General features: G+C 73.9%; 13 protein-coding genes. 6 read left to right on the top strand and 7 right to left on the bottom strand.

Annotation, left to right across the window (positions count from 1 at the left end):
- On the bottom strand, positions 1-819 hold the full coding sequence (locus ACQEVZ_RS14740) for an NAD(P)H-binding protein (protein ID WP_433366544.1): 819 nt from the start codon (positions 817-819) through the stop codon (positions 1-3).
- Between the two features lie 81 nt (positions 820-900).
- Between ACQEVZ_RS14740 and ACQEVZ_RS14745 the strand changes: the two genes are divergently transcribed.
- The gene (locus tag ACQEVZ_RS14745; RefSeq protein ID WP_344502673.1) at positions 901-1,398 is read left to right on the top strand and encodes a MarR family transcriptional regulator; all 498 of its coding nucleotides are present in this window, start codon (positions 901-903) and stop codon (positions 1,396-1,398) included.
- A gap of 22 nt (positions 1,399-1,420) precedes the next feature.
- On the opposite strand, the gene ACQEVZ_RS14750 is transcribed toward ACQEVZ_RS14745, so the two are convergent.
- The 4 genes from ACQEVZ_RS14750 to ACQEVZ_RS14765 are packed head-to-tail and all read right to left on the bottom strand — an operon-like array spanning position 1,421 to position 5,180.
- Positions 1,421-2,389: a glycoside hydrolase family 88 protein gene (locus ACQEVZ_RS14750; RefSeq protein WP_433366547.1), complete on the bottom strand. Its 969-nt coding sequence runs from the start codon at positions 2,387-2,389 to the stop codon at positions 1,421-1,423.
- Position 2,390: 1 nt separating this feature from the next.
- Complete coding sequence (locus ACQEVZ_RS14755; protein ID WP_433366550.1) at positions 2,391-2,828, bottom strand: nitroreductase family deazaflavin-dependent oxidoreductase; 438 nt, start codon at positions 2,826-2,828, stop codon at positions 2,391-2,393.
- Positions 2,829-2,864: 36 nt separating this feature from the next.
- Positions 2,865-4,196, bottom strand: coding sequence for an AI-2E family transporter (locus tag ACQEVZ_RS14760; RefSeq protein WP_433366552.1), 1,332 nt, complete (start codon positions 4,194-4,196; stop codon positions 2,865-2,867).
- Positions 4,197-4,256: 60 nt separating this feature from the next.
- Positions 4,257-5,180: a hypothetical protein gene (locus ACQEVZ_RS14765; RefSeq protein ID WP_433366555.1), complete on the bottom strand. Its 924-nt coding sequence runs from the start codon at positions 5,178-5,180 to the stop codon at positions 4,257-4,259.
- Between the two features lie 237 nt (positions 5,181-5,417).
- On the opposite strand from ACQEVZ_RS14765, the gene ACQEVZ_RS14770 reads away from it, so the two are divergent.
- Positions 5,418-5,699: a DUF3040 domain-containing protein gene (locus ACQEVZ_RS14770; protein ID WP_344502679.1), complete on the top strand. Its 282-nt coding sequence runs from the start codon at positions 5,418-5,420 to the stop codon at positions 5,697-5,699.
- Between the two features lie 174 nt (positions 5,700-5,873).
- On the opposite strand, the gene ACQEVZ_RS14775 is transcribed toward ACQEVZ_RS14770, so the two are convergent.
- Positions 5,874-6,743: an NAD-dependent protein deacetylase gene (locus ACQEVZ_RS14775; RefSeq protein WP_433376755.1), complete on the bottom strand. Its 870-nt coding sequence runs from the start codon at positions 6,741-6,743 to the stop codon at positions 5,874-5,876.
- A 31-nt stretch (positions 6,744-6,774) separates the two neighbouring features.
- Here ACQEVZ_RS14775 and secA2 point away from each other — a divergent pair, with 31 nt between their 5' ends.
- A complete protein-coding gene (secA2, locus tag ACQEVZ_RS14780) occupies positions 6,775-9,102 on the top strand; it encodes an accessory Sec system translocase SecA2 (protein ID WP_433366559.1) in 2,328 nt (775 codons plus the stop codon).
- Positions 9,103-9,163: 61 nt separating this feature from the next.
- On the opposite strand, the gene ACQEVZ_RS14785 is transcribed toward secA2, so the two are convergent.
- Entirely contained in the window at positions 9,164-11,962 is a 2,799-nt protein-coding gene (locus tag ACQEVZ_RS14785) for an ATP-binding protein (RefSeq protein ID WP_433366562.1), read from the bottom strand.
- Positions 11,963-12,088: 126 nt separating this feature from the next.
- Here ACQEVZ_RS14785 and ACQEVZ_RS14790 point away from each other — a divergent pair, with 126 nt between their 5' ends.
- From ACQEVZ_RS14790 to ACQEVZ_RS14800, 3 genes are all read left to right on the top strand, one after another.
- Complete coding sequence (locus ACQEVZ_RS14790) at positions 12,089-13,153, top strand: class I SAM-dependent methyltransferase (RefSeq protein WP_433366565.1); 1,065 nt, start codon at positions 12,089-12,091, stop codon at positions 13,151-13,153.
- Between the two features lie 91 nt (positions 13,154-13,244).
- Complete coding sequence (locus ACQEVZ_RS14795; protein WP_433366568.1) at positions 13,245-14,651, top strand: ferredoxin reductase family protein; 1,407 nt, start codon at positions 13,245-13,247, stop codon at positions 14,649-14,651.
- Complete coding sequence (locus ACQEVZ_RS14800; RefSeq protein WP_433366571.1) at positions 14,651-15,136, top strand: FMN-binding protein; 486 nt, start codon at positions 14,651-14,653, stop codon at positions 15,134-15,136. The genes ACQEVZ_RS14795 and ACQEVZ_RS14800 overlap by 1 nt, the downstream gene beginning before the upstream one ends.
- Position 15,137 lies beyond the last annotated feature (1 nt).

Here is a 15,137-nt window from a genome sequence, read left to right on the forward strand (position 1 = left end):
TCAGAACGCGTCCGCGTGGTCGGCGACCCACGTCGCGAACGGGGTCGCGGGGCGGCCGAGCACCTCGTCCACCACGCCGGTCGGCGGGTGCTGCGGGGCGGCGAGGTGGCGCTCGTAACGCTCCATGAGCGCCCCGGCGAACCGCTCCGGCAGGCCGGCGACCGTCAGCCGCCACGCGGCGACCTGGGCCGGCACCTCCTCGAAGGTCAGCGGGCGGCGCAGGACCGCGCCGATGGTCGCGACCTGCTCCCCGTGCGTCAGCGACTGCGGGCCCGTCAGCTCCAGCACCCGCCCGGCCAGGGTGTCGTCGCGCAGCGCCCGCGCCGCGACCTCGGCGATGTCGCGCTCGTCGACGAGGGACTCCTCGAAGGCGCGGAACGGGTACCGCACCGTCGCGCCCGCCCGGACCTGCGGCCCGAACGCGCGGGCGGTGTTGCCGGCGAACGCGGCGGGGCGCAGGCACGTCCAGGCCATGCCGCTGCCCCGGGTGGCGAGGTCGAGCTCCTTGTTGCGGTCGCCGGCGTACCGCGACGGCTGCTGGTCCTCGGGGTCGCCGACGTTCATCGCGGTGAGCGCGACGACCCTGCGGACCCCGGCGGCGCGCGCGGCGGCAAGGATCTCCGGCGCGTCCTCACCGGCGACCCGCGGGTGCAGGAACAGTCCGGTGGCGCCCGCGAGGCCGTCGCGGACGGTGCGGACGCAGTCGGCGCCGGGCAGCGGGGCGCCGCGGGTGACGGCACGGACGGGCTCACCCGCGTCGGTCAGCGTCCGCAGCAGGTGCCGGCCGATGGCGCCGGTCGCGCCGGTAATGAGGATCATGAGGGTCCCTCCCGGGTATCGTGTCATCGACAACCAATATCGTATGGATCTCATAATATTTGGATCCGGGATCGAGATGGTATGAGTTCCGTATCACAGTCGCGTGACAACCGGCAGCGGCGGCGCTCCACGACCGCGATCAAGGAGTCGCTGCGGGAGCTGTCGATCCAGCTGTCGCTGCTGAACCACCAGGTCGGCGGGCGGCTCGGGGTCAAGGACGCCGACTTCGACTGTCTCGACCTGATCAACCGGCACGGCCCGATGAGCCCCAGTGCCCTCGCCCGCCGCGCCGGCCAGCACCCGGCGACGATGACCGGCGTCCTGGACCGCCTGGAGCGCGCCGGCTGGATCACCCGCGAACGCGACCCCGCCGACCGCCGTGCGGTGCGGGTCCGTGCGCTGAAGGAGCGCAACGCGGAGATCTTCGGCCTGTACGCGGGGATGAACGAGGCCATGGACGACCTGTGCGCCGGCTACGACGAGGCGCAGCTGGCGCTGCTCGCCGAGTTCCTCGACCGCGCCACCACCGCCGGCCGCCACGCCACCGACGCCCTCGCCGAGGGGCCGTCAGACGGGTGACCGGGCCGCCGGCCCGGGGGTGTCAGACGGGAAGGCGGGCCGCCGCGGCCTGAGCCATCAGGTAGAAGGACTGCGCCTCGGCGGAGGTGCCGGGGCGGTCGAACACGGGGGCGCCGCACACGCCCGTGACCAGGCCGTCCGGGGTGACCAGCGGCGCGACCGCGGCGATCAGCGACCGGCCCACGGCCGCGTAGGACGGCGGGAGCCAGCCGTCCGCGACGCCGGTGCAGGTGGTGTACGCGAGCATCTGCGCGACGTTCGCCTCCGGGAACGACGCGGGGTCGTCCAGGACGTTGCCGAACAGGCCGTCGGGGCGGCGCAGCGCCAGGCACGCGTCGACGATCTCCCGGGCGTGGCCGGCCAGGGCGGGCTCCAGCGACGGGTCGTGGCGCAGCGCCCGGGCGATGCCGGCGGCGACCCAGCCGCTGCCGGTGCCCCAGTGCTCCGGCCCGGTGAGGGCGGCGGTGTCCTCGTCCCAGCGGGCCGCGTACAGGCCGCCGCTGCACAGGCGCTCACGATGGCCGGCGACCTGCCGGACGGCCTCGCCGGGGTGGCCGGCCGCGGCGAGCAGCGGCACCACCATGTAGACCGTGTCGGCCAACACCTCCCGGGAGCCGATCACGTGGAAGAGCGTGCCGTCCGCGGCCCGCGGCGCCCGCGCCAGCAACCAGTCGAGCTGCGCCGCCAGCGCCGGGTGCGCCGCCACCGCCCGCGCGCCCGCCGCCGGGTCGTCCGGGGCGGGCCGGCCGATGAGGGCCTCGCCGCAGGCGGCGCCGTTGACGGAGCCGGACTCCTCCCCCACCGTGCCGAGGCGGCCGTCGGGACTCTGGTGCACGACCGCGTCGAGGGCGAGCAGCCGCGCCAGGTCCGTGTGGCCGAGGTCGAGCAGGGCGTGCGAGGCGACGCCCTGCTCCCACGAGTGACGCTGCATGGCCAGCAGCGCGAGCAGCACCGGATGCTGCCGGGAGGGACCGGCGGCGGGGTCGGTCAAGTCAGCTCACGGGGGTGAGCACGAAGACGGGGATCTCCCGGTCGGTCTTGGTCTGGTAGCTGTCGTAGTCGGGCCAGGTCTCGTTGGCGCGCTTCCACCAGGCGGCACGCTCGTCGCCGGTGACGAGCCGGGCGGTGTAGTCCTTGCGGACCGGGCCGTCCTGCAGCTCCACCCGCGGGTGCGAGACGAGGTTGTGATACCAGACGGGGTGCTTCGGCTGGCCGCCGGCGGAAGCGACGACCGCGTACTCCCCGTCGTGCTCGATCCGCATCAGCGGGTTCTTGCGGATCTTTCCGGTCTTGGCGCCGAGCGTGGTGAGCAGGATGATCGGCCGGCCGCGCAGCGTGTTGCCCTCGGCGCCGTTGGTCCGCTCGAACAGCTGGGCCTGCTCGTTGGCCCAGTCCGCGGCGCCCGGTGCGTACTGTCCGGTCAGCGGCATGTCAGCTCCTCCTGGGTGGTCGGTGCGGGACCAACCCTACTCGCGCGAGCGGGTGCTCCCGGAGGTTTCCGCGTCCGGCAGGTCCTCGCCCGGCGGGGGCGGGGTGGGCTCGGCCGGCTCGGACGCGATCGGGCCGCCGTCGGACTCGTCGGAGGGCTCGGTGCCCGGTGGCTCCTTGTCCGGTGTCGGCTCGCCGTCGGGATGGGCGACGAGGTACCGGATGGCGGTGTTGCCGACCGCCAGCAGCGGCACCGCGACGAGCCCGCCGACGATGCCGGCGGCGACCACCCCGGTGGTGATCGCGAGGATCACCGCGAGGGGGTGCAGGGAGACGGCGCGGCCCATGATGAGCGGCTGCAGCACGTGCCCTTCGAGCTGCTGCACGGCGATGACGATGGCGAGGACCAGCAGCGCGTGCAGCGGGTCCTTGGTGACGAGGGCGACGAGCACGGCGACCGCGCCGGACAGGGTCGCGCCGACGACGGGGATGAACGCGCCGAGGAACACCAGCGCCGCGAGCGGCAGCGCGAGGGGGATGCGCAGGATCGCCAGCCCGATCCCGATGCCGACGGCGTCGACGAACGCGACGAGGACCGTCGCCCGCACGTACGACACCAGCGTGAACCACGAGTAGTGCCCGGCGCGGGCCGCGGGCAGCCGCGCGGGGCGGGGCAGCAGGCGGCACAGGAACTCCCAGATCTGCCCGCCGTCGCGCAGGAAGAAGAACAGCGTGAACAGCACCACGAAGAAGCCGGTGAGGACCTCGCCGAGCGTGGTGGCGGTGGTCAGCGCCCCGGAGGTGAGCGCGCCCCGGTTGGTCTTCAGCTGGTCGCCGAACCCGGCCATGGCGCTGTCGACCTGCTCCTTCGACACGTGCAGCGGGCCGCGGGCGAGCCAGTCACGGATCTCGTTGACGCCCCCGGCGACCTGTTCGGAGAGGCTGTCGAACTGGGCGATGAACGTCTGCACGATGACGCCGAGCCCGCCGAAGACGATGACGAGCCCGGCGACGAGCACGATCCCGGCGGCGAGCGAGCGGTGCACGCCACGCTTGCGCAGCGCGGCGGCGGCGGGCTCCAGCAGGGCCGCGAGCAGCAGGGCGACGACGACCGGGATCACCATCAGCCGCAGCGCGCCGATCAGCCGCAGCAGGAGGTACGCCGCGAGGATGAACAACACGATCCGCCACGCCCACGCGCCGGCGACGCGGACGCCGTGCGGGATGCCGTCGTCCACTGTGGAACGCTGGTCGACGACCAGGACGTCGCGGTCCGGGACCTCGCGGCGGAACTCGGGGACCACGCCGGTGCGGCGGGCCGTCGTCAGCCGCGCCCTGGCACGGTCGGACACTTGCGCGATCCAGGTCATGCTGGTCGCTGTACCCCTCGACGGGCATCGCCAATCGAGGGGTCTCAGCCAGGTGTCAGATCACTTGACCTTGTCGTAGCGGGCGAACGTGTCGTCGGACTCGCCCTGCGTGCGCCACACGTCGGAGACGCAGGTGTACGTCACGGGGTCGAGGTTGGGCTCGAGGTTGATCGTGCCGGCCTTGCGGCCGTCGACCGAGATGACGACCGACGACGTGCTCTCCTTGCCGGCGAACTCGATCTTCCGGTCGACCGTCTTGACCTGCCAGTCGGTCTTGCCGGAGAACGTGGCGTTGATCGTGCGGCCCTTGTCGTCCTTGCCGCTGTACACGGTCTTGGTGTCGTCCTCGACCGCGGTGCCGTCGGCGTTGATCGTCCACTGCTTGCCGCCGCCGGTCATCTTGACCTTGCCGATGCCCTCGCGCTTGTCGATGTCGGTGCCGCCCAGGTCGACGAACTTCTGGTAGCTGGTCTGGTTCCACTTGCCGACCAGGCAGGCGTCGACCGGGCCCGACTGGGACGCCGACGCCGCGACCGTGGGTCCGGCCGCGGGCTTCTTGTCCTGGTTCAGCGCGACGACGACGATCGCGACCACCAGCACGACGACCAGGACCCCGCCGATCGCGAGGATCGGCACGAGCCGGTTGCTGCGCGACCGCGGCGGGGCGGGCAGCGGCGTCGGCGTCACGTATGGGCCGGGCGCCGCATACGGGTTGGCGGGCGGTCCGCTGTACGGCGCGGCGGAGTTGGGCGCGATGTTGTACGGCTGCGCCGAGTACGGCTGGTTCGGGTACTGCGGCTGCTGCTGCGGGTACGACGGCTGCTGCGGCTGCTGAGGCTGCTGAGGGAACTGCGTCGTGTGTTGCGGGTACTGCTGCGGCGGGTACTGCGGCTGCTGCCCCTGCGGCGGGTACTGCGGACCCGGCTGCGGGTACTGCGGCTGCTGCCCCTGCTGCGGGTGCTGCCACTGCTGCGACGGATCCACGATCGTCCTCCCCGATGCCTGACGTGTTCGCCGTAGAGAATCGCACACCGGACATCAGCTCGCAGGTCGCCAGAAGTGACAAATGGGGCATTTGCCTGTTCAGGCAGCAACCCCGCAGGCTGGGAGTTTCTCACTGGCGCCGATCGACCGACCCTAAACCCGCCGAAGTGTGTGACCATCGAGCGGAGCGGGTACACGTCGCGCACCGGGCAGGCCCGTCGGAGGAGGTTGAGCATCATGCTCAGCGAGAGCGAGCAGCAGCGGCTCGCGGACATCGAAGCCGCACTGCGCAATGACACGCGGTTCGTCAACGGGTTCAACCGGGCGATGACCCGCCGCGTCACACCCCGTCGCATCACCGCGGTCACCATCGCCGTCGCCGGAGTCCTCGGCGTCGTCGTGGGCCTGGCCGCCACCAGCGTCGCGGGCACCGTCCTGGCGATCTGCGCCGTCGGCGTCGCCGGAGGCGTGTGGACCTGGCGCCCGCCACACCGGTCAGATCCCCCCGTCACCCCATAACCGTCTCCGCACGCGCACATCGACCCCCGAAGGCCCGCCGGCCGTCGGGGGTCAGTGCACCGCGCGCAGACTTTGTCCGGTGTTGCACCCGATCGCCCGGATCAAGGTCGCGCTGAACGCCGGCCGGCGGTGTGGTCGCCCTCCTGATCGTCGTCGCGGCGTCAGTACGAGGGGTCAGGCGGCCAGCTCGGCCAGGTGCGTCAGGGTCTTGCCGAGCGGGGCGTCCACCAGTACAGCTGCCAGGTCGTCGCTCTTCGTCGGCCCCTGGTTCACGATGGCGATCGGCACGCCCAGCTTCGCGGCCCGGATCACGAAGCGCCGCCCGGACAGGACGGTGAGCGACGAGCCGAGCACCAGCAGCGCCGCCGCCCGCTCCACGAGCGCGAACGCCGCCTCCACGCGCGGCATCGGCACCTGCTCGCCGAAGAACACGACGTCGGGCTTGAGCATGCCGCCGCAGTCCTCGCAGCCGACCGTGACGAAGTCCGCCGCCTGCTCGTCGGTCAGGTCGACGTCGCCGTCGGGGTTGATGTCCCCGCCGGCCTGCGCATAGGCCGGGTTCGCGCCGCGCAGCCGCCCGTCGAGGGTCGTGCGGGCGGTCACGTCGCCGCAGTCGAGGCAGACCACCCGGTCCAGGCCGCCGTGCAGCTCGATGACCGGATCCGCGCCGCCGGCCTGGTGCAGGCCGTCGACGTTCTGCGTGACGATCCCCGTGACCAGGCCGCCGCGCTGCAGCCGGGCGACCGCGCGGTGCCCGTCGTTGGGCGACGCCTCCGCGATCGTGCGCCAGCCCAGGTAGCTGCGCGCCCAGTAGCGCCGCCGGGCCACCGGGTCGCCGGTGAACGTCTGGAACGTCATCGGCGACGCGTTTCGCTGCAGCCCGCTCGGACCGCGATAGTCCGGAATGCCCGACTCCGTCGACAGCCCGGCGCCGCTGAGGACGACCACGCCACCGCCTTCGACGAGCCTGCTCAACTGTTCCACTCCACGATTGTCGCTCGGCTTCCCGGTGGCGCCGCCAAGTGACGGTGATGGGGCGCACATGTCCGGCGGGCGGGGACGTATCGTGGGGGCCATGGGTTTGGTGAGCAAATTCAACGCGTGGCGTCGCAAGCTGCAGGAGCAGCCCGGCACCACGATCGACCTCGAGCCGATGCGGGCACTCCTGCCGGAGATCGAGGAGCGCGAGGCCGAGCTGTCCGAGCTCACCGACGACGAGCTCCGCGCCGCCGCCACGGCGCTGCACCAGCGGGAGGACCCGCAGGACTTCGTCGAGGCGTGCGCCCTCGGCCGGGAGGCCGCGAAGCGCGCCCTCGACGAGCGCCCCTATGACGTGCAGCTGCTCGGCGCCCAGGTGCTCCTGGCCGGACATGTCGTCGAGATGGCCACCGGTGAGGGCAAGACCCTGACCGCCGCGATCGCCGCCGCCGGCTATGCCGCACAGGGCCCGGTCCACGTCATCACGGTCAACGACTACCTCGCCCGCCGCGACGCCGAGTGGATGCGCCCGGTCTACGAGCTGCTCGACCTGACCGTCGGCTGGGTCAACGAGTCCTCGACCCCCGAGGAGCGCCGGGCGGCGTATGCGTGCGACATCACGTACGTCTCCGTCAGCGAGGCCGGCTTCGACCTGCTCCGCGACAGCATCGTGACCGACACCGAAGACCGGGTGCACCGCGAGTTCGGCACCGTCATCATCGACGAGGCCGACTCGATCCTCATCGACGAGGCCAAGGTCCCGCTGGTCCTGGCCGGCTCGACCATCGACGAGAAGGACTCGCCGGTCGCGATCGCCGAGATCGTCAGCGGACTGCGCCGCGACCACGACTACGAGGTCGTCGACGAGGGCCGCACCGTGCATCTTTCAACGTCCGGCCTGGCGAAGGTCGAGGCGCTGCTCGACCTGGACCTCTACGCCGCCGAGCACATGGACTCGCTCACCGCCGTCAACCTGGCGCTGCACGCCGAGGCGCTGCTGGTCCGCGACGTCGACTACATCGTCCGCGACGAGAAGGTCGAGCTCATCGACGAGTTCCGCGGCCGGGTCGCCCAGCGGCGGCGCTGGCCCGACGGCCTCCAGGCCGCCGTCGAGGCCAAGGAGAAGATCCGCAGCAGCGGTGGCGGCACCGTCCTGCAGACCATCACCGTCCAGGCGTTCCTCACGCAGTACAAGAAGATCTGCGGCATGACGGGCACGGCCCTGCCCGTCGGCGACCAGCTCCGCGAGTTCTACAAGCTGGAGGTCGCGGTCATCCCGCCGCACCTGCCCAACGTCCGCAAGGACTGGCCCGACCGCGTCTACGCCTCCGCCGAGGAGCGCGACATCGCCGTCGTCAACGAGATCGTCGCGATGCACGCCACCGGCCGTCCCGTGCTCGTCGGCACGCTCAGCGTCGCGGAGTCCGAGCAGCTCGCCGCCACCCTCGCCGAGGAAGGCGTCGAGTGCGTCGTGCTCAACGCCAAGAACGACGAGAAGGAGGCCGGCATCGTCGCGGAGGCCGGCTCGTTCAACGCCGTCACCGTCTCCACCCAGATGACCGGCCGCGGCGTCGACATCCGCCTCGGCGGCAGCGACGAGAAGGACCGCGAGCGGGTCGAGGGCCTCGGCGGCCTCTTCGTCATCGGCACCGCCCGCAACGACAGCCGCCGCATCGACGACCAGCTCCGTGGCCGCGCCGGCCGCCAGGGCGACCCCGGCGAGTCCATGTTCTTCGTGAGCCTCGAGGACGAGCTGATCGAGCGCTACGGCCCCGAGCCCATGCCGATGGGCAAGGCCGACGCCGAGGGCGCCATCGACGACGAGGACGTCCGCTGGGCGATCGGCTCCGCCCAGCGCGTCGCGGAGACCGTCAACCTGGAGATCCACCGCAACACCTGGCGCTACAACTACCTGCTGGACCAGCACCGCCAGCTGCACGCGAAGCGCCGCGAGGAGCTCCTCACGACCGATGCCGCCGGCGAGCTCCTCGCCGAGCGCGCCCCCGACCGCTACAACGAGCTGGCCGAGGAGCTGGGCGAGGAGGCGGTGCTCCACATCGCCCGCACGATCGCCCTCTTCCACGCCGACTCCGCCTGGTCGGAGCACCTCGCCGACATGAGCGAGCTCCGCGAGGGCATCCACCTGCGCGTCCTCGGCGCCCAGGACCCGCTCGACGAGTTCCACCGCGAGGCGATCCCCGCCTTCCGGGGCCTGCTCGCCGAGATCGACGACCGCACCGTCAAGGAGTTCGAGGAGCTGGAGATCGACGGCCCCGACTGGGAGCCCGCCGACGCCGGCCTCGTCCGCCCCAGCGCCACCTGGACCTACGTCGTCAGCGACAACCCCTTCGGCTCCGAGATGGAGCGCTTCTTCGCCGGCATGGTCAAGCTGTTCCGCAGCGGCAAGGGCGTCAAGAAGGGCTGACCCGCGTTCCACGGTCCCCGCGGCCGCCACCGGTTCCTTCCCGGTGGCGGCCGCCACTGTCTCAGGCGGGCAGGTGGCGCAGGGCTTCCGCGGCGGCCTCGTCCGCGGTCCGCAGGCGCCCCCGCTGCCACGCATCCTCCGCGGTGTCCGCCGGCAGCCGGAGCCGCACCGCCGCGAGCGCCTGGGCGAGCCGGGAGGCCTCCGCGCCGTACACCCCCGACGGCACGTCCAGCGCCCCGGCGAGCTCGACCGCGGGCACGTCGCGGCCCGTACGCGCGAACAACACCACCAGATTGCGCAGCGCGATGATCAGCAACGGCCGGCCGCCGGTCGTCCGCCAGTGCCTGATCGCGCCGGCGAACAGGGCGAGCGCCGGCTCCGGCGGCCCGTGGCGGCCGCGCAGCGCGACCATGGCCGTGCGGGCGACGCCCATGACGAACCGGCCGCCGACCGCCGTCGCGAGCCGCAGCGACTCGTCGAGCGCGGCGATCGCGGCCGCGGGGTTGCCGTCGCCGTGGGCCTCGGCGAGGGCGAAGAGCGCGAACGCCGTCGCGGACGGGTTGCCGGTGGCGCGGGCTGCCGCGAGACCCGCCTCGGCGGCGGGAAGCGCGGCCGGGTCCTGCCGGTACGCCAGCGGCAGCGCGAGGTTGGCCGCCGCGATCGCCTGCGCCGCACCGCCCGCGGGAAGCACGGCGACCGCCCGCTCGTACTGCGTGCTGGCCCCGTCGAGGTCGCCCTGGATGAGGGCGATGTCGCCGAGCAGGTCCGCGGCGCCGCCGTGGCCCGCGTCGAGGGCCTCGCGGGCGATCCGCGCGGCGGTGGTGAAGTCGCCGTCGAGCCAGGCGGCGTACGCCGCGCCGGTCAGCACCCCGGGCGCCTGCCGGGCGGCGCTCAGCGGCAGCGTCAGCGTCGACCAGGCGAGCAGGTCGGCCCGCAGGTGCCAGAACCCGACGAACGCGACCGCCCCGGCGATCCGGGCCGCGAGCGCCGGCGCGTGCGCGCGCGACCAGCGCCACGCCTGCCGGGCGTCGTCCAGCGCGCCCTCGACGACCGCCACCCACGCGGCCTCGTCCGGGCCCGAAAGACCCCGGTCGGCCGCCTCGAGGAGGCCGGCGAAGTGGGTGGCGTGCCGCAGCCGCAGCTCCCGGTCGGCGGCCGGGTCGAGCAGTTCGGCGGCGTAGACGCGCAGGCTCGCCAGCATCCGGTACCGCCCGACGCCCGCGCTGCCGGGCCGGGTCAGCAGCGACCGCTCGGCGAGCATCGCGACGACGTGGGCGACCGAGCCGGCCGACAGCGAACCGTAGCCGATGACGGCCTCCGCCGCGTCGAGGTCGATCCCGGCGGCGAACACGTGCAGCCGCGCGAACGCGATCCGCTCCTGCTCGCCGAGCAGCCGCCACGACCAGTCGACGACCGCCCGCAGCGTCTGGTGCCGCGCCGGCCGGCCGCGCGGGCCCGCGTCCAGCAGGACCAGCCGCGCGTCGAGCCGCCGGCTCAGGTCGTCGACGGTGAGCGTGCCGGCGCGGGCCGCCGCCAGCTCGATCGCCAGCGGCAGCCGGTCGAGCGCCTCGCACAGCGCGCCGACCCGCGCCGCGAACCCCGGGTCCGTCAACGCCGCGAAGCCCGGGTCGGCGGCGGACGCGCGCGCCGTGAACAGCCGCACCGCGTCGGGGGCGGTGAGCGGGTCGACGACGTACACGCGCTCGCCCGGCAGCCCGATGCGCTCCCGGCTGGTCGTCAGGACCCGAAGGGCCGGGCAGTCCTCAAGCGACAGTCCGACGAGGACGTCGTGGACGGCGTCGACGAGATGCTCGCAGTTGTCGACGACCAGGAGCCCTTCGGCGCCGCGCGCCCACGCGGCGAGGGCGTCGGCGAGCCGCCCCTCGACGACGAGCCCGGCGGCCGCGGCGACCGCCGGCGCGACGGCGGCGGGGTCGCCGACCGCGGCCAGGTCGACCCACCACGCCGGCCCGCACGCCCGCGCGAGGCTGGTCTTGCCGACCCCGCCGGGCCCGACCAGCGTCACGATCCCACCGGCGCCGGCCTCGACGAGCGCGGCGACGGCGCCGAGGTCGGCGTCCCGCCCGATGAGCCCGGCGGTCCTCCGCGCCGGCGTTCTCTGCGTCGGTACGGGGGAAGCCCGGTCGCTCAGGAGCCGGCGCTGCAGGGCGAGCACCGCCGCCGACGGGTCGAGGCCGGTCTCGTCCCGCAGCCAGTCCCGGTGCGCCCGCACCGCGTCGAGGGCCTCGGCGGTCCGGCCCGCCTCGGCCAGCGCCGACGCGAGCGCCCGCACCGCCCGGTCGCGGCCCGGGTCGGCGGCGACGAGCGCGGACGCGGCGGCGACGGCCTCCGCGGTGCGCCCGAGGCCGGCGAGCAGCTCGACGCGGGTCTCCTCGGCGTCGCGGCGCAGCTGCGTGAGGCGGGCGGCCTCGGCCCTGGCGAGATCGGGGAACTCCGCGTACGCCGCGCCCCGCCACAGCCCGAGCGCCGTGTCGAGCCGGACGAGCGCGTCGACGGCCGGCTCCCCCGGCCGCGGCGCCGTCAGCGCCACGAACTCCTCCGCGTCGACGCCGCCGGAAGGGACGTGCAGGACGTACCCGGGCGGCCTCGTCCTCAGGTGCCCCGCCGCCGCGCCGAGCGACCGGCGCAGCCTGGCGACGTACGTCTGGGCGGCGTTGCGGGCGTCGGGGCCGGTCGCGCCGGGCACGACGAGCGCGCCGAGCCGGTCGACGCCGAGGACCGCGGGGCGGCTCAGGACCAGCGCGGCGAGCACGGCACGCTGCCGCCCGCCGGCGATGTCGACGGGGCGGCCGTCGACGGTGACCTCCAGCGGTCCGAGGACTCCGATGCGCAGGCTCACGACCGGAGGCGGTAGTCGGCGCCCGGCGTCATGCAGTCACCTTCCAGGAATGGTTCACGGGTCTCGTACAGTTCACGTACTCCGGTTGTACGCGGTTCGACAGCCGGAGGGCTCAGCCTTGAGGGCATGACTGACACCGAGAGCCCGAACCTGACCGAGCGCCTCCTCGCGCAGCTGCTGGCCGGCACCGAGCTGTTCAGCGTGCACCTGGGCATCCAACTCGGGTTGTACCAGGTGCTGCACGAGCATCCCGGCGCCACCGACGCGGTCCTCGCCAAGCAGGCCGGGATCGCCGAGCGGTACGCCCGCGAGTGGCTGGAGCAGCAGGCCGCGGCCGGGTACCTGGAGTGCACGTCGCTTGCGGACCGGACGTTCCGGCTGCCGGACGGCGCCGCCGACGTGCTGCTGGACCCGGCGCATCCCGCGTCCGGGGTCGGGCTCGTGACCGTGTTCGCCGGGGTGGCGCAGGCGGTGCCGGCGCTGGCCGAGGCGTACCGGACCGGCGACGGCGTCCCGTACGCCGACTACGGCCCGTTCACCCGTGACGGCATCGCGGCGATGAACCTGCCCGGCTTCCGGCACAGCCTCGCGCAGGAGTGGCTGCCGGCGCTGCCCGACGTGGTGCAGCGGCTGGCGCAGGCGCCCGCGGCCGGGGTGCTGGACCTCGGGTGCGGCGCCGGCGCGTCGACGCTCGCGCTCGCCGAGGCGTTCCCGCGGGCCGCGGTCACCGGCATCGACCTGGACGAGGCGTCGATCGCGGCGGCCCGGCGGGCCGCGGCCGACGCGGGGCTCGCGGACCGGGTGTCGTTCCTGCGGCAGGACGCGACGGCCGCGGCGGGCGACTACGCCCTCGTCACGATCTTCGAGGCGCTGCACGACATGGGCGACCCGGCCGGGGCGCTGCGGACCGTGCGGGGCCTGCTCGCGCCGGGCGGAGCGGTGCTCGTCGCCGACGAGCGGGTGGCCGACGAGTTCACCGCGCCGGCGGGTGAGGTCGAGCGGCTGCAGTACGCGTTCAGCGTCCTGCACTGCCTGCCGGCGACGATGGCGGAGGATCCGGTGGAGGCGGCCGGGACCGCGCTGCGCGCGCCGACGGTGGCCCGGTGGGCGGCGCAGGCCGGCCTGTCGTGCACGGTGCTGCCGATCGAGCACGACTTCTGGCGCTTCTACCGGCTGTCCGTTCTGGACTGAGTCCAGTGTGGACGGCCCTTGGATTAGGGCCGCTTTAAAAGCACCTGAAGGGTTTGGCCGCCGGCCCGCGCGGTTGGTAAGACCGTCCCCGGTGGACATTCAAGGGGCACTACGAGAGCCAGTTCCAGGGGCGGTCATCCCGCGTGAGTTCCGCCGGCCGTACCGGCGCCGGCGCTCCGTCGACGCGTGGCGGGCGGTGACGATCGCCGCGTTCTGGCTGGGGCTGGTGGCGACGCTGCTGCCGTGGTGGTGGAACACGCCCGCCGGGTTCCTGCGCGACCCGGCGACGTCGCTGACGGCGGTGGGGCGGATCACCGGGCTCGTCGCGGGCTACGTCCTGCTGGTGCAGGTGCTGCTGATGTCCCGGGTCGCCTGGCTGGACCGCTGGCTGGGCGCCCGGGACCTGCTGCACTGGCACCGCGACCTCGGCGTGTTCGTCGTGGCCGCGGTGCTCGCCCACGCCGCGTTCACCGTCCTGGGGTACGCGAAGCTCGAACGCGTCGGGCCCGCCCGCGAGGTCGTCCGGTTGCTCACGGTCGACAAGTACACCGGGATGCTCGGCGCGTTCGTCGGCACCGGGCTGCTCGTGGCGCTCGCGGTCCTGGCGCTGCCGCTGCTGCGGCGCCGCATGTCCTACGAGGTCTGGCACCTGCTGCACCTCACGTCCTACCTGGTGCTGGTGCTCTCGGTCGGGCACCAGTTCGCGGTCGGGCAGGAGATGTCGGCGCCCGGCTTCTCGCGCGCCTTCTCGCTGGCGCTGTGGTGCGCGGTCGTCGGCGCGGTCCTCTGGGGTCGGTTGTTCGCTCCCGTACGGATGAACCTGCGGCACCGCTTCCGGGTGCGGTCCGTCGTGCTCGAAGGCCCCGACATGATCTCCATCTACATCGGCGGCGACCGGCTGCCGGAGCTGCGGGTCCGCGCCGGCCATTTCTTCCGCTGGCGGTTCCTCGACGACCGCAACTGGTGGCAGGCGCACCCGTTCTCGATGTCGGCGGCTCCGAACGACGACTGGCTGCGGCTGACCGTGAAGGTCGTCGGCGACCACACCGCCGGCCTGCGCCGGCTGCGCCCCGGCACGCGCGTCTTCGTGGAGGGCCCCAGCGGCGACTTCACCGCCGACCGCCGCCGGCAGGCCCGTGCGCTGCTCATCGCCGGTGGCAGCGGCATCGGCCCGATCAGGGCGCTGCTGGAGGAGCTCCCGCCGCGGACGGTCGTGCTGTACCGGGCGCGCAACGCCGGCGAGCTGGTCTTCCGGGAGGAGCTGTCGCTGCTCGCCGAGGCGCGCGACGCGCAGGTCTGGTACGTCACCGGCGGCCGCGACGACCCCGGCCCGCGGCGCGCGTTCAGCCCGCGCGGGCTGCTCGAACTGGTGCCGGACCTGACCCGCCGCGACGTGTACCTGTGCGGGTCGGCCGGTCTCGTCGACGCGTCCGTGGTGGCGCTGCGCCGGGCCGGGGTGCCGGCCCGCCAGATCCACCTCGACCCGTTCGAGTTCTGATGCGACGCATCGGCATAGCCGTCCTCGGCACCGGCGTGCTCACCGCGCTCCTGGTCGCGGTGAAGTCCCAGCTCCCGGCCGCGGTCCCGCCGGCCGCCGCCACCCACCCGTCCGGCCCTTCCACGGCCCACGCCCCGGCCGTCGCCTCCCAGCCCGCGCCGGGTGTCCGTGTCGTGGACCCGTCCCGGATGATGGACGGCTCCCACCTCGGCGCGGTCTTCACCAACCCGTTCGGGCCCGTCCAGGTCCGCGCCGACGTCCGCGGCGGCCGCCTCGTCGATGTGGTCACGGTGCGCCTCCCGACGGCCGCGGCCCGCGGGATCGAGATCGGCATGCGCGCGGCACCGGTACTGCGTGAGCAGTCCCTCGAACGGCAGAGCGCCGACCTCGACACGGTCTCGGGCGCCACCTACACCAGCGACGGCTACCGGCGCTCGCTGCAGTCCGCCCTCGACGCCGCCCGCACCGGCCGCCCCGCCGCCTGAC

The organism is Dactylosporangium sp. CA-152071, assembly GCF_050936335.1.
Taxonomy (GTDB): domain Bacteria; phylum Actinomycetota; class Actinomycetes; order Mycobacteriales; family Micromonosporaceae; genus Dactylosporangium; species Dactylosporangium maewongense.